Raw genomic sequence first — 17,181 nt, 5'->3', positions numbered from 1 at the left:
AGAGGAAGAGGTGCTAGGCCTTAGGCCATAGGCAATAGGGGATAACCTCCCCCTTTACATATACCCAGCTGTCGCTGGCTACCTCCCAAGGGGGAATGTAGCGACGGAAAGGGGAATTAGCAAATTAGAAAATTTGGAAATTAGTTGGAGGGAATCAGAAAAACCTCTCTCTTTATTCACTTACTCGGCTACTACGGATAACCCTCAGAGAGTATAGGTGAGTGATTTTCAACTTTGCCCAAGGTCGTAGCACGGCGGACGAATAGAAATTTTGGCAAAGTGTAGGACTCATTGGATAAGCATTGAACTATATAGATTGGATAGACATTAAACGAAGATGAATTTGAGATAGAATACATAATATAAATAAGGTGATAAAAGTTTTTGTGTAAAAACTTCCAATTATCTGTGTAAAGGAGGTGAAAAAAGAGTGAAAAAAGAGGGTGTTTTTTACCAAAATAGCGTCTCGGAAATGTTAAATTTTTGTATACAAAAAGTTAAAATATAGCTAAAAAATGGCGGTCTAAAAGGGTAGATTGTTTTTCTTTTTTACAGTTGTATGTAATTAATAATGTTATAGTTGTATAAGATTTTTCCGTTGAAAGAGCAGGGTAGAGAAGGGGTAGAAGAGCAACTTTTGTTTTAACAATTGCAATAAAAGAGTTTTGCTGTTTCGAGAAAAATATATACTTTTGTGCATTAAAGTATAGTGATACTATTGTTTCAAAATAGCATATATAGCATTATGAGAAAGTTTTTTCTAACAATTGTTTTTATAGTAATGACGGTCTTCGGGCTTTCGGCTCAAACACCGCTGAACTTAAACAACTTTAATGTTTCCACAACACCAGGGCAATGTGCCTCAGATGGGAAGATTAAGGTAACACTTCCTACTACTATGGGGCCTGTAGGTACCAAGTTGCAGGTAAAACTCGATGTACCTGGTGACCCGAGCGGTCGTACCTGGCCTATGGAAATAGGAGTGACGGGTAAAAATGAACACGAGTTTACTACGCTTAAAGCGGGTACGTATACTGTTACAATGGTGAATGTAGCTAATAACCAGAAATCTACTTTACCTAAAGTGGTAACGGTTACTTCTTCGTACGTACCACCAACTTTTAAAAGTTTTAAATCGGTACCGCCGTCTTGTACAGGGAATGGTAATGACGGTAGCGTGGTTTTCAGAATACAGAAAGGAGCCAAAGGACCTTTTAAAGTGCGCCTTACCAAAGGGGGTACTGAGCTGTATAATGCCACTCATAATGCTGTTGCGGGGCAAGACTTGGAAATCACTATTCAAGGAACTGATGCTAAACCAATTACTACGGGAAGTGGTTATGAGCTTACCGTAGAAGATACAATGAATGGAACTCCGAATTGTGGGGAAACCAATAAAACTACTTTTTCAGTAGCGGCTTCTTCATTGAATATTGACTGTATGGAGTTTGAACTCGACAATGAGAATTCAGGCATACGCGTAGGAGCTGATTGTAAGTTTAATTTTTCATTTCGTATAAAACGAAAAGACAATGTAGGTATACAACAAAGTTTAGAGAATGAAATTAAAGGGAAACCCGGCACTGCTGTTATAAAACACTATGACTCAGCAGGGCATTATATCAATAGTTATGATATTACCTCTTCTTATCGCACAGGGGCTCGCCCACAAAAATCCAGTGCTTATTCTTTTATTACCAATGATATAGCTGGAGTACATTTTCAAGAAGGAGATATTATTGAACTGATTATTAAGTTAGGGAAAACACCTATAGTTAAGAAGTTCAAACTTGATAAGGACTTAGTAGATGTTCTAAGAAACAAATTGAACTCTACGACCTCAAGGGATCCATTTATATATATGGACAGAGCAGGTTCGACAGCGATATTAGCAGTGAACCGTTCAGACCTAAACGCTGACCCTGCTAATCCTTGCCCCAGTGGTTCTTCAGCTAAGTATCTGTACGTAGAGGCTAATTGGAAAAAAATAGAATTGCCTAACCCAGATGATGCTTCTGATAAGATGTATTTTGGGTTCTACAACTGGCAGAACTTTACTCCAGCAGACTGGGTAAAAAATCCATCAGCACCAGGAGCCAAAGGATTTTACTTTGAAATATATAAATATATAGGTGCAAGCGACCCCAGTTGGAATCCTACCTATACACAGTCAGAAATAAGCGACCCTACTAAATGGAAACCTCTTATACCAGGAACTGACTATACTTGGATAAACAACAACGGTAGTTTGTATGCTGATTTAACTTTGCAAGCTGATGGCTACTATAAGGTGAAGTTTAAAACTGTAGGGATTACTCAGTGTTATGAGCCGGAGCGTATTGTGAATATGGCTCCTCTGCCTAATAAGATAGGTGAGCGTTTTGACGGGATAGAAATTAATAGAGGGATATTTAAAGGTACTGTATCTATACGCAAATGGGTAGCAGGAAACCAATTTAATTACCCTATCACTGTGACTGTTGATTATTTAAACGATGGGCACAGTGGTACTACTCGTACATTTGACTTCCAAACCGCTTTACCTTTTGAACCACTACACAAAGTAACCTATACTTTCCCTATGGTAAAAGAGGTGAGAAACCCTGATACCGCTAATGAAACGTATCGTTTTGAGTTTGGAGACCTTCCACCAGGTAGGTATAATATTACTATTAAAGACCGTTGTGGCAATGAAGCGACCAAAGAACTCAACTTAGACACCCCAATGCAGTATGACAAAGATGAGGTGAAAGTAGAGCAAGGATGTGTGGGAGCAGCAAAGATTTCGTATGAAATAGAGGCGGCTCCTGTAGGAACACTTCGTTATGCACAATATACTTTATTAAAAAAGACTGCTACAGGCTATGACCAAGTAGTAGGGAGAAGTAACGACCGTTCACACACCTTTAATAACTTATCAGCAGGAGAGTATCTGTTACAGTCTACTTATTTCTATTATGCACGTATAAAACAACTATGGAGTGTAGGAGAAGCTTCACAGAGAGAAGAACGCTTTACGGATCCAGCTGATTGTCTGAATTTGTATAGTGTAATACCTTCTTCTGACACTCATAAACCTTCTGACCCAGTGAATGATGGTACAGGAGCTTTTCACGTCAGTCGTGTGTACTTAACCGTGAGTCCTACTGGAGAGCTCAAACGCGATGTGGTGGGTACTTCGTGTAGTGCGGCATCGGGAACAGGACTTATAGCGGTGAACGTTACAAATCCTGAGTATATCCGTTATCCATTACAATTCAGTATTAAGAATACCGTTACAGGAGTAGAAACTAAATCGCCAGTATTTGGAGCTACTTCTACCGCTACGGGGTACGTATTTAAGAACGTGCCGGACGGTACTTATGCTGTGACCACTTCTCACGCTTGTGGTGATTACCCTGATTCGGCTTTGGTAACGGCAAATAACTATACTTCACCAGGAGTTACTTATGTAGCAAGAAGCACGAACCCTTGTAATGGTGATGTGGTAGACCTTACCTTTGGCGGTTCGGCACAGCTCTTCAATATAGATTGGTTCCGTATAGAAGCTGATGCTACTGAAACTTTCTTGGGTAGTGAACAAACTATTAGTGATACGGTAACACGCAATACCCAGTATGTGGTGCGTTACAGTTTGAAAGACCTCGGGTTGTGTACTACTAACTCGGGTAGTCATACTATTACCGTAAACTTTGCTCCTGACGCCATACCTCCTGTGATTACAGGTTGTCCATCGCAAAATATTGAAGTAACTGCAGTAGCTAACCAGTGTTACGGAATAGCACACTGGGGAGTGGTAACGGCAACCGATAACTGCCGTATAGGTTCTTGGAGCCAGACTCACCAAAGTGGAGAGCGTTTCCCGATAGGAACGACCTCGGTAACCTATGTGTTTAAGGATACCTCAGGTAATGCAGCTACTTGTACCTTTAACGTGGTAGTAAAATCGCGTGCTGTAGATATGGAGGTTACCAATGATTTTGTAGATGGTACAGGAACTCCTATCAACCGCGATTTATCACTTACTGAGAACTTCAACTATCGCATTACTTATAGAAATAAAGGAACCGCAGGGGTAGTATCGTCGACCTTAGAGGTTACTTTGCCTAATCACCCTAATATTACCATAGGTACTCCTGATGTTACAAGGGCTACCCTTAATATCTACAAGCCTACCTTTACTAAATCGGGTAACGTGATTACCTTTACACTGCCTAAGCAAACACTTACAGCAGGAGGTAATTTACAAACGATACTTATTCCTATTTCATTAAAAGGAGAGTGTTCAGTAATCGGTAAGCCTTGTATGAATGTGTTGCAAGCTACTTACTCTTTAACTTACTCAGGAGGAATGGCAGCTTGTACTATTCCTGAGCAAACTAGCACAGGTTCTAAAACTATTGCGATATCTACGCAAGAGTGTTCACGTACCGAGATTGCTTGTGCGGGCACCAATACACGCCTTACCGCTATAGAAGGATTTGTAAGCTATAACTGGTATAAGAACGGTGTGCAACAACCTAATCCGCTAAATCATAATTATATAGAGGTAAGCGACCCTGCTACTTATAGAGTAGAAAAGATAGCAGTGTGTGGCAATGTTACTTACACAACCACTGAAGAGATAAAATTGACATTGAGCAATGACCTACCAGACCCTATCAAACCTCAAGCTAACGGAGGTGATGTGTGTGCGGGTAACAACTTATGGGTAAGTCACTTTATATTGTGTAATCAACCTTCACGTAATATAGTGGTGAACTTCCGCGACAGCAATATAATGTGGCAAAAGCTAAAAGCAGGCTCTTCGCCATCAAGTTTGAACTGTCCGAACTTAGATGATAGTGCTTGGGAAGATGTACATAACAACAATACTTTTGTTGCCAACGCACAAGGACATTTCCGTTTGCGTGTGTCAGACAAGAATAACAACTGTGAGAAATACTTCTATTTTGATGTATTTACTAATTCACTTTCAGGTGAAATAATAGACTTTGCCAATGTGACCAGCTATCAGCAAGGTTTCATTACTATACGTATGGCTACGGCAGGTCTTACTTATAAATATGTGTTGAAAAACTCAGCAGGCAATGTAGTGAACCAAAACGGGCAAGCTTTTGTGCTTACTAATAATTCAGAATACCGAGTGCCTATAACCACCGCTCCTGATACTTATACCGTTGAGGTTACTTCACCAGCTTTGCCAAGTACTTGTAAGGCAACTTTTATACAAAGAATAGAAAAGCAAACTACACTTACTGCTAAAGTAACTCCTAAGGCTTGGAAGAACTGTAACTCACTTACTACCCGTTTTGAAGCCGATGGAGGTAAGAATCCTTATCAGTTTGCTATTTGGAGTATTGACGGCGTAGTACAAAACGGCTATACTGACTACTCCGATGTACCTCCTTCAGCTTTCATCGCTACCATACCTGCAGGTAGTAGCTTTGTAGAACGTGATATACATATAGACCAACCTGGTAGATATGTGTTCATTGCCAAAGATGCTAACTCAGCTTATGCTCTTACTACCCCTGTGGATATTTATCCAGAAGGACTCTTAGGCTATACAATCAAAACTCGCGATATTTTGTGTGGTTTTGCTAATAACTCCGGACAGGTGTCTATTACTTATAATACACAGCAAAACGTGAAGTCTACTCTTTACAAGTTAGACGACACAGGGGCACGAGTACAAAATATGGGTACCAACTCTACAGGTTTCTTCAATAACTTGGAAGCTGGTAAGTATGAAGTAGAAATAAAAATACAGTTATCTACTACCAACATATGTACTTATAGGAACCGCAATATTGTAATTAAAGATATAGAAAGCACTTTGCGTGCTTATGCAGGAGTGGCTGAGGATATCTCTTGTGATACTTCAAGTCCTACCAAAGAGTATATAGTACATATTAACAATGTGTCAGGAGGTACTGGTACAGGTTATGAGTTTAGTACTAATAATGTATCGTTTACTACCGTGCCTATTTTGCGTGTAGGTTCTACAGCAAGTGTGGTATATGTACGCGATAGTAATAAATGTACTCTTGAAATACCTATTACCATAAAACCAATAGTACCTGCTACCGTAAGTGCTTCTACTGTTACTTATGACTGTGAGGGTAAAGGTACCTTTACGGTAACTACGAACCCAGCAGGTAACTACGAATACGACATTGTAAAAGACGATGGTACCCTCAGCGAAACACGTACTTCTAATGTCTTTACATTAGACCCAGGTATTTATAGTGTTTATGTGCGGTATACACCGAAGACAGCTACGGGCACAACTCCTAATGTGTTGTTTAAAGAAGACTTTGGCAAAGGTAAGAATACTTGCGACTCCGAGTCGGTATTTATTACTTGTAATGCCAATGGTACTACTTTGGGTGATAACCAGTATATGATTACACGCCAAGTACCTACCACAGGAACTTATTGGGTATCTACACCACCGTCAGACGCTTCGGGAGTAACCGATGGTCGCTATTTAGCAATCAACGGAAGTAGCCCTGATAATGACAATGGTATTGTCTACAAGCGCACGATTAGAGACGTAGTAGCTGGTCAAGAAATGAGTGTATCAGTGAACCTGTTCAACTTATTACCTATTACTTACATAGGTGGTACTAACCCTAACTTGGTAGTACGATTGTACAATCCTGGTAACCCAGCACAATACGTTGAAAGGTCATTAGGTGAACTTCCTCGTACAGGAGCTTGGCTCAATAAGAAAGTAACCTTTGCAACTACTGATATAACTGCTAATGCTTATATATTTGAGATTAGAAATATAGCAGCTGCTTCTACTGTGGGTAGTGATTTAGCAGTGGACGATATTGTGATTACACAACCTACTAAGATATGCCAAGTGCGCGCTGAAGGTCTTTCAGTGAAGATTGACAATAACAAAGGCTTTAAAGCACGTGGTACTACCTACGACGAAAAATGTGGTAAGAATGACGGTTCTATCTTCTTGACAGTTGATAATCCACCTTCTACATTTGTAGTAGAATATCAAATAGCGGGTACTACTACTTGGACGAGTGTTACCCTTACACAGCTTAATCCTGCTCAAGGGGTGGCTACTCTCACAGGAATCCCAGCAGTAAATAATGGTACGTTATTGGTGCGCAAAGCTAATGAACACAGTTGTCAAACAGCCTTTAACTATACTATTAACAAGCCTGTACCTTTAACAGTTACGGCTACAGTTACAGCTCCGGTGTCTTGCTTCAATACTTTTGCAACAGTACGCTTTACTGCCGAAGGAGGTGCAAGACCTTATAAAACATTCCGCTTTACTCCTATAACAGGTGCTACACCATCACAATCGAAATCGGCTGTAAATAACGAAGCTGACTTTAACTTACAGGTAGGTACTTATGTAATTGAAGTAGAGGATAACAATGGCTGTACAATGACGGCTACTCTTGATGTTCCAGCGCCTAAGCCATTGCAAATAGAAGTAGTAGACTTAGAACCTTGCTTTAAAGGTGGTGCTACAGGTCGTTTGCAAGTGAAGATAATAAATGGCAATGGTAGCTATCAGTTTAGTAAAGACGGAGGCGCAACTTTTGAGTCTAGCGCTACAAACTTTATCATTTACGAAAACCTATCGGCTGGTGTTTATAACTTTGAAGTAAAAGATGGTGCCGACTGTCGTACAAGCACTTCTTATACTATAGATAACCCATTGCGTATGCAAGTAATCTCTAAAGCAGCTTTAACTTGTGTACCTAATAGCGAAGCTGAGTATGATATTACTTACTCTGGTGGTAAAGCAGGAGGTGCTCGTCAGTTCTTGTGGAGCAATTCACCTACTGCCAACTTTACAGTAGCAGCCCCTACAGGTATTGCTATTAGCCAGTCTGGTAATACTTATACTTTCAAAACTAAGATACCAGGTGATTACTACTTTAAGATACGTTACCAAATGACCAATGGTGACTACTGCGAAGTGATTTCACCTAAACAAGAAATCAAGAAAGATGCTCCTGCTTTTGTAGTTACGCCTACTGTTGAAGGTATTAACTGCGCAGGTGTTAATTCAGGTAAGATACTCTTCAACAATGCTAATATTTCAGGAGGAGTAGCTCCTTATACTATAGAGTTTAATAATGGTCTTACCACCGTTACACGTCCAGTAGGTGATATTACAGGATTGGCAAAAGGAATCTATACTCTTACAATTGTAGATGCTTCAAACTGTAAATCCGACCCATTAGGTCTTACTGTTACCGAAGTACCTGCAATGGTAGTCTCTGTTACCCATACTGACCTTGAGTGCTCTACTACAGGTACTCAGAAAGCTCAGGCAAGCGCTTGGGTGAATAAAGGAGGTACAGCACCATTCACTGTTACTTTAAATAAGAACGGCGTGGTGAATGCTACTCGTACTAATGTAGCTACTGGTTCAAGAGAAACCTTTATGAACTTAGACATTGGTAACTACCAAATAGTGGTAGAAGATGCTAAGTCTTGTAAGTATACTTATGACTTTGTTGTAAAATCCGATGCTAATGGCTTAGACGCACGAGGTACAGCCTCCATAGGTTGTATAGCCAACTCCGGTGAAATAGCTATCTCAGTGTATGATAAGTCAGGTGGAACTATTGGTGCTAACCAATACATCGCCGTATATCGTGAAGGTATTACTCCTCCTTATGGAGCCACTACCAGTGTACAAGAAACAACTAATAACCCTCTTGGTGGTACCGATACTTGGTTCCACGGTGGTGCTGTGGTACCTACTCTCTTGTCCGATGGTAGTGTTAAAAACGCCTCTACTTACACCTTTACAGGTGTTACACCAGGAGTAACCTATACCTTTATCGTGTACGATGCAAATAGCAAGTGTACCTTTATCAAGGAAGCTAATATACCTGTACCTACACAATCGCCTTTAGAAGCTACTATCACAGGTGTTGCTTCTACTACTTGTGCCGATGCCAATGACGGTAAGGTGTTCGTTCGCTTGAAGAACTGGACAAATCCAAATGTTACCTATCAAGTATTCCGTTATACACCTACTTATCCGTCATTAGGAACTGCTGTAGCTAGTGGTCCTGTTACGCCACCATTAACAGCAACTCCAGCAGTGGGTCAAGATATAGTAATACCAAATGTTCCAGCAGGTAGATATTTTGTCCTCTTTACTGAGGGTGGTACTAACTGTACACAAGGTACTACCAACTTTACCATAGGTAAGTCAGCGTCTTTATTGACAATGACTGCTACGGTTACCCGTAAGGCAAACTGTCAAGCACCGCAACCACAAGGTCTCGGTAAGATAGTAGTAGATGCCACAGGTGGTACAGCCCCTTATCAGTATTACTATCACAATACAACCATATCAGCAGCACCTACCGGTACTGCCTTAGATAATGCTCTCACTACTTCTACTGATAACGAATCAAAAGACGTAGAAGCAGGTGTTTGGAAAGTATTTGTCAGAGATACTTCTGGCTGTTTGAGAGAAAATACAGTTACCGTAACCGTCGATTCTCAACCTTCTGTTGCCTCAATTACTGTCGATGACGCTTGTAGCGATAATACCGATTATCCTATTAGAGTGAAATTTAACAGCATAGGTATTGGTCAACATCAATACAAGATAGACGGTATTGTGAACTGGCAAAACATAACAGTAGCTACTGAAACTGTTTTACCAATACGCTTAGCACCAAATCCAAATCCGTACACCATCTCATTTAAAGATGCTAATGGTTGCGAAACTAGTACTACATTTAGAGTACACGAGATGATTAAGTTTGATGCAAGTCACTTACCATTGTTGCCTTGTGGTGCTACTAATACAGTAACTATCAATGTAACTAATATCACAGGTGGTTCAGGTACTTATAAGTTTAGTCTCTACCGTGTGATTAACAAAGGTACTGCCAACGAACGTGCTGTACCAGTGGTTACAGGGGCTAATGTTACAGGTAATGCACACAGTGTAATAACCAATGGTGGTATAGGTAGCTACCTCATCAATATCTATGATGCAGCTACTTGGGGTACTCCTGCCGAATGTGCTAAGTCGTTAGACTTCGTAGTAAGACCTCCTGAAATACCTAGACTCGAAGTCCTTTCGGTTACTACACCTACTTGTTATGCCGAAACTGCTACCGTACGTATAAAAGCAAACCCTGTTGATGGTATTCCATATACCTTCACAATCACCGATAATGCAGGGGTAGCAGTACCAGGTGTTACTCAGGTTCTAAATGGTAATTACGTAACCTTTAATAACGTACCATCAGGTGCAGCCATCTTAGGTGGTGCTACCTACCGTATTACAGCTGTAAGTGCACAAGTTTGTTCATCAACCATTGAAGTAACGGTTACCTCTCCTGATGTAATCTCAACTACCAATGCCCTTAGCAAAAAAGAGTACACTTGCGATGCTGATACAGGTGAAGTTACTAATCCACAATTGCTTTTTGATTTGAATAATGTAACAGGTGGTACTGAGTCTTATACACGTATTGAATACCGAGAGCTTGCTTCAGGTACCTTGCTCTATCAACAGCAAGTAACTCCGGGAGTAACCTCTTATAGCTACACCTTACCAAGCTATTTAACTACCGCTAATAGTTACTATGCACAGGTGTACGATACCAATGGTTGTAGTGCAACTACTACCGCAGTGACTATTTCACCTACACTTATGATGAGCGGTCTTACCGCTACTCAGTTACAAGCGAAGACTTGTAATGTAGATGAAAACATCTCTGTAACCCTCAGCACTACCACCGTATACAGTGGCGAACCTATCGAGTACTCAGTGAGCAAAGTAGGTTGGGGTACTATTACCGTAATACCTCCAGTAACGCTTAACTCACTTACTTATACTCTCACCCTTACCGAACCTTACGCTTATGTGATAAGAGCTAAGAATATGATTACAGGTTGTGAGGTAAGTACCAACTATACCGTGCTCGATCCTAACACCTTGTTGTTAGAAGCTAAGAACCCACAAAGGGTAACTTGCTACGGCGGTACAGGCTCTATTACCTTAGAACTTACCGATACCCGTCTTTCTGACGGCGACCAAGTGGCTAACGGATTTAGCTATACAATCTATCCGTTGCCAGTAGGTACTCCTATTACAGGTAACTCTCCAGGTGCTACCATAGCACACGCAGGCTTGCCAGCAAGCAAGTACAGGGTAGAAGCTATCTCGGCTATTTCAGGTTGTAAAGCCGAAACTACCTTCGAGATAGTACAAGCCGAAGCTCCTATAACTGCTTTTGCTAAGGAAACGCACAGTGTAACTTGCGATAACAACCTTGGTGAGATACTTGTAACCGTATCAGGTGGTTGGGCTCCTTATACTGTCAATATCCAAGGCGGTGCTATTACAGGTCGGAAAATTATAGCTCTCAATGGCGATAGTGCCTTGTTCACAGGCTTAGTATCTACGGGTACTCCTGGTGGTGTAGTAACCTATACCGTTACCGTTACCGATGCGTGGGGCTGTTCAGTAGTTTCAGGTACTACTCAAGTAGGCTTGAAATCACCCGACCCAATTACCGCTACTGTTTCTGTAACTCGTGATGTTACCTGTCAAGGTGACCACGATGGTGAAATTACTATCGACCCAGCAAGCGTTAGAGGTGGCTCAGGCAGTTATGTTTATACTATTGTAGATTCCAATTTAAATGCTTTCACTCAATCGGGAACTACCTTTAGCAACTTGCTACCTGGTATGTACACCGTTGAAATTTGGGATACTTGGGGTTGTAACCTCATCGTTCGACAATTGGAAGTAAAAGAACCTAAGCCTATCGTAGTGAATGTAACCGATTCTAACTTGCTCGTATGCCACAAAGGTAACGACGCTTGGATAGAGTTCACCGTTGATGGCGGTCGTCCTAACTACGACATCGCTATAATGAAAGAAGGCTCTAACGTTCCTGCACATACCGATTATGCTACCTCATCAGCAACCGTAATCCGCGCTTCTAACTTAACCGAAGGCAATTACGAGATTGTGGTAACCGATAGCGTAAGCAGTACAACCAACGGCTGTGTGATGTCGCCTACTTATAAGTTCAGCGTTTACTCAGCTCCTGACCTCGACCCAACTACCGAGCAAGGCTTCAGTTGTGATAATAACGACTTCACAACCTGGATAGAAGTACGCTTCAAAGACGAAGTAGATTTCAATAAGATAACCTACAAACTCAATGGAGCTACTACACCACAAACCTTCTCGCGTAACAACGGTGTGAATGTCGGCTATATCGACCAGAACAGGTTTAATATGAGTATAGCAACTCAAACCTTAGAAATCGTCTATACCGATGTCCATTCAGTTACCGGAGCTGTTAAACAATGTACTCAAATGGCTACCAAATCAGTAACTGTGGTAGAGTATCGCCAGTTGAACAATATTGTGAAATCACCTACTACCGTTATCAATACACTACAAGTAGAAGGTGTAAACGGTGTGAAACCTTATCGTTATGAGTTCAATGGCGAAGACTACGATACCAATAACGTCTACGAATTGAGAATGAACGACCGTGAATACACCGATCCAGTAAGCGGTAAGAAACTCAAAATAGTAGATGTAGTAGTACACGATGCAGCAGGCTGTACGTTCTCCAAAACGTTCTATGAAGAATACTTCGATGTATTCATACCGAACTTCTTTACTCCTGACGGCGATGGCAACTACGATACGTGGGCACCACGCAGGGTAGATAAGTATCCGTTCATTCGTACTACTATTTACGACCGCTACGGTCGTCGTCTCAAAACGCTTAGAGCAGGCGAAGAATGGGACGGTAAGTACGACGGTAGAGATATGCCAACAGGCGACTATTGGTACCTCGTAGAACTTAGCGACGAACACGATACTCGTACCTTCAACGGTAACTTTACACTATATCGTTAAGATTTGTTTGCTTCATAGGTTATACATTAATTAATATTTATTTCAAAAGGGCTACCCGCTAAGGGTAGCCCTTTTTCATTTCTTAAAAATTTTATTGCTATCCCAACTATAATGGTCATTGTATTTTCCTTCACTTTATTTATTACCTTTTGCCTTTTATTTTTATCTTATACACTCCCCATTTGCTAATTTCCTCATTCTCTCATTTCCTCACTTCTGGTATTATTGGCTTATTTTGGTGTTATCAGTTTTATCCCCTATCTTATGCATCATAATTAACGTCAGTTACAATTTATTCATTACTGTTCCGTGAAATTCTTCAGCTTTAGCTCAGTAATCCGTGAAATCTTCGCGAGACTTCCAGGCTTGCTACCTATTTGTTAGATTATTTTAAGATTTGTAAAATTTCTGTAGCGTAAGCTACACTTTTTTCTTACACCAATCTCACATTAACTTAAAACACTATAAACTCAATTAATGTTCGATTATAATTTAATTAATCGTTATTGTAGAGCCACTGTAGAGCCACTGTAGAGCCACTGTAGAGCAACTGTAGAGCCACTGTAGAGCCACTGTAGAGCCACTGTAGATCCACTGTAGAGCCACTGTAGAGCCACTGTAGAGCCATTGTAGAGCCACTGTAGAGCCACTCTAGAGCCACTGTAGAGCCACTGTAGAGCCACTGTAGATCCACTGTAGAGCCACTGTAGAGCCACTGTAGAGCCACTGTAGACCCACTGTAGACCCACTATAGACCCACTGTAGAGCCACTGTAGAGCCACTGTAGAGCAACTGTAGAGCCACTGTAGAGCCACTGTAGAGCCACTATAAAACCACTGTACTTTCGTGCACATCACATTTGTTAATTATCAATTGTCAATTATCAATTGTCAATTGAAAAGACTTTTACCTATTTGTTTGATTTTCTTTAAAGAAACCCTCGTGCATTTAACCTATACTTCTCTTGTTAAACAATAATTTTACTCTAATAAAATTCTTATAATATTACTTGATTGTCAGTTGTTTAAATATATAATGTTACAAATAACACAAAATAGTAGATAATAATATCTCTAAAAGTTTGTTTTGTATTGTAAAAATACCTATTTTTGTAGCGAAATTTAATTAAATGTATTTAGCAATGAAAACTAGACTAATGATGTTAGCTTTATTAGTGTTGACTTCAGCAACCCTGTTCAGCTGCAAAAAAGACGATAAAGAGGGAGACTCTAATATCATATTAGAGAAAACGGCTGTGACCCTTAACTTAGGAGGGCAAACAACCGTGAAAGTAACTGCCCCCGACGGTATCCTAAAGCCCGAATCTGAAGATGTAGACGTGGCTATCGCCAATATGGGAAGAGATATTAATGTTATTATTTCTAGCAAAAAAGTAGGCGGTAAAGTAGGTGAAACCCGTGTGAAAATAGAAAGTAAAACTGGTGGAGTTGCCTATATCAATGTAACTGTAAAAGACGAAATGAAAACAGATAGAGGTATAGCCGTTTTGGGTAAAACCGTATTTGTTGATAGAGACGTAGAAGTAGAAGTTACAAATTTGCTAAAGAAATATAATGGTACTATAGATAAAGTAAATATAAGATCTACTTCCACTGCTTTAGCACAAGTACGCAAAGATGGAAATAGATTTTTTGTAACAGGAATAGGCGAGGGACTAACTGGTGAAGTATACTTTGAAGATACTGCAGGTGAGAAAAACGATAAAGGTGAATTTCCCCAAGGAAGTTTTATTGTACACGTACGAGCTCCTTTCCTTGCAGTACAAAGCGGTGAAGTAGGAGTTGGACAAACCAAACGTATTGATTTAGCCAATATCTATAACAATGCCTTTACTTTCGAAGGTGTAAATAATGATATTGCCACTGTTGAGTATGCAAAAGAATTAGACGGTGTAGGAAAAGAACTTTCTAATGGTAATTTTACAGGTATAAAAGTAACAGGTAAAAAAGAAGGTACTTTTACATTTAAACTCACTAATAGCGATGGTGATAACGGTAAAGGTCGTGAACTTAGCCTAACTATTACAGTAAGCAAAGTAGATACCTCTAACTTTATTATCGAAGGAGATGTACTTAAAGGTGTGAAAGCTGGAGTAACACTTACAGGAGCAGTTATTATCCCTGCAAATGTAAAGAAAATAGCTACAGAAGCCTTTAAAGATCAAAGCGTGATGGAAAGTATCAACTTAAATAATGTAGAAGAAATAGAATTAAACGCATTTCAAAGAACTTTCAATTTACGTAGAGTAGAAATGTCTAATGTGAAAATTATAGGACAACGAGCTTTCGATCAAAATACACAATTAAAAGAAGTAGACCTTCCTGCTACTTTACAAAAAATAGGAAGAGCTGCTTTTTCAGGTACAAGCCTTGTAAAAGTAACTTGTAGAGCTACAACTCCTCCTGCTGTTGATAGTAGTTTTGGAGGTATAAGAACTGCTCAAAACTTAGTACTATATGTTCCAGCTTCAAGTATACAAGCCTATAAAACAGTTTGGAGTGGTGAATTAACCTCTAATTTCAGAGGTTTGCAAAATAATGGTTATACACCATTTCCTATCCCATAAGAATTAAATATTTAAAATAATAATTATAAAAAACCGTTATAAGTATAGCTTATAACGGTTTTTTATGTATAATCTTTCAAGCACTCCAATTCTGAAATCAATTGTCCGTCGTGCTACTACTTTTTCTGAGGCATAGTTTCACTCTTTAGCCCAAATTCGCCTCAAATTGTATTTGCCTAATTAAAGTGCCTGCCGTGCTACGGTCGGCCGGCTCAAATAAAAAGAGGCTTCTAACCCCTTAGAAGCCTCTTGAATTTAATAATAAAAAAGAAAACTTAAAAATAAAAATTATGAAAAAAACTTTTTGTTTACAATTACATTCTTGTTTTTATACACAACTTGTAGTTTGTTTATTTCTTTGTTGTTGGTTATGAAAAAGTCTCTTATCTTTTTTGATGGCACAAAGATACGTTAAAAAATGTAACTACCAAAAAATATTCAAAAAAATATGCAAAAAAAATATAACTATCGTCGCTGAAATTCTTATTTTACTGTTAATAATTACACACTAAATCTTTAAAAACACTGCGTTTTATCTGTTAAAAAACTGTTTTTAACAGATAAAACGCAAAGAAAATGTTAAAATCCCGAGAATAACGCAAAGAATGTTAAAGTTTTATTTTTGCCCTTTTAAGACAATATTATCTTCTTTAAAATGCCCGAAATCCTTATAAAAAAGCTATTGTGTCACTTTTTTCTTTATTCATTTTAGAACGATAAAAGGATTTAAGTACCTTCTTAATGTTAAAATGAAGGTCTTAAATATTTGTTAATGTAAAAGGAATGTTAAAAGCAAAAACTACCTTATTTCTAAGATATAGTATTTGTATAATAAATAAAAAAGATATAATACACTTTTATTATCCAAATACTTTTCGTACCTTTGCCCTCTCAAATTAAATCATTATGAGTATAACAACAAAAAAAACCATTGGCGAAATTGTAGCCGACGATTTTCGCACTGCCGCTATATTTAAAAAACACGGTATTGATTTTTGCTGCAAAGGCGGTCGTACTATCGACGAAGTCTGTGAGAAAAAAGGAGTAGAGAAAAACGCGCTTATTAGCGAATTGGAAGCGCTCCCCAAAGGCAATAGCAACGAGGTCGATGTACGCGATTGGCCTCTCGACTTACTTGCTAACTATATTGTGCGCATTCATCACCAATACGTGCACGACAAAACTCCTATGCTCTTGCAGTTTCTAGATAAGCTATGTCGTGTGCACGGCGAGCGTCACCCTGAGCTCTTTGAAATCAATCGTATTTTTAATGAGAGTGCTCGTGACCTCGAGTCGCATTTTAAAAAAGAAGAAGGAGTGCTTTTCCCTTTTATCGAAAGCCTCGTAAAAGCACAACAATCAGGGCAACCTCTTGGCGATATACCTTTCGGTACGGTAGAGAACCCTATCGCAATGATGATGCACGAACACAGTGCAGAAGGTGAGCGTTTCGAGGAAATAGTAAAGCTTACCAATAACTATACGCCTCCTGCCGACGCTTGTAATACTTACAAGGTAACGTATCAAATGTTGCAAGAGTTTGAAACCGATTTAAATCGTCATATTCACCTCGAAAACAATATCCTTTTCCCTAAAGCTATTGCTTTGGAAAAACAACTTCGCCAAGCGTAGTTTATTATTAGGATTATCAAAAAAAGAGTTCGGTAAGAATACCGAACTC

3 protein-coding genes are annotated in these 17,181 nt (G+C 39.5%); all 3 read left to right on the top strand.

Features of this window, described 5'->3' with window-relative positions:
* The first annotated feature begins 745 nt into the window (after window positions 1–745).
* The 3 genes from HMPREF9078_RS02625 (at window position 746) to ric (ending at window position 17,132) form a co-directional block, all read left to right on the top strand.
* The gene (locus HMPREF9078_RS02625; RefSeq protein ID WP_009419181.1) at window positions 746–12,913 is read left to right on the top strand and encodes a T9SS type B sorting domain-containing protein; all 12,168 of its coding nucleotides are present in this window, start codon (window positions 746–748) and stop codon (window positions 12,911–12,913) included.
* 1,129 nt (window positions 12,914–14,042) lie between these two features.
* On the top strand, window positions 14,043–15,500 hold the full coding sequence (locus HMPREF9078_RS02615; RefSeq protein ID WP_009419177.1) for a leucine-rich repeat domain-containing protein: 1,458 nt from the start codon (window positions 14,043–14,045) through the stop codon (window positions 15,498–15,500).
* Window positions 15,501–16,406: 906 nt separating this feature from the next.
* Window positions 16,407–17,132 carry an iron-sulfur cluster repair di-iron protein gene (gene ric / locus HMPREF9078_RS02610; RefSeq protein WP_009419176.1) on the top strand — a complete coding sequence of 242 codons (726 nt, stop codon included), beginning with the start codon at window positions 16,407–16,409 and terminating at the stop codon, window positions 17,130–17,132.
* The last annotated feature ends 49 nt before the right edge of the window (window positions 17,133–17,181 follow it).

This window comes from Capnocytophaga sp. oral taxon 380 str. F0488 (genome assembly GCF_000318255.2).
Taxonomy (GTDB): domain Bacteria; phylum Bacteroidota; class Bacteroidia; order Flavobacteriales; family Flavobacteriaceae; genus Capnocytophaga; species Capnocytophaga ochracea.
This window is presented reverse-complemented; position numbering and strand designations above follow the sequence as displayed.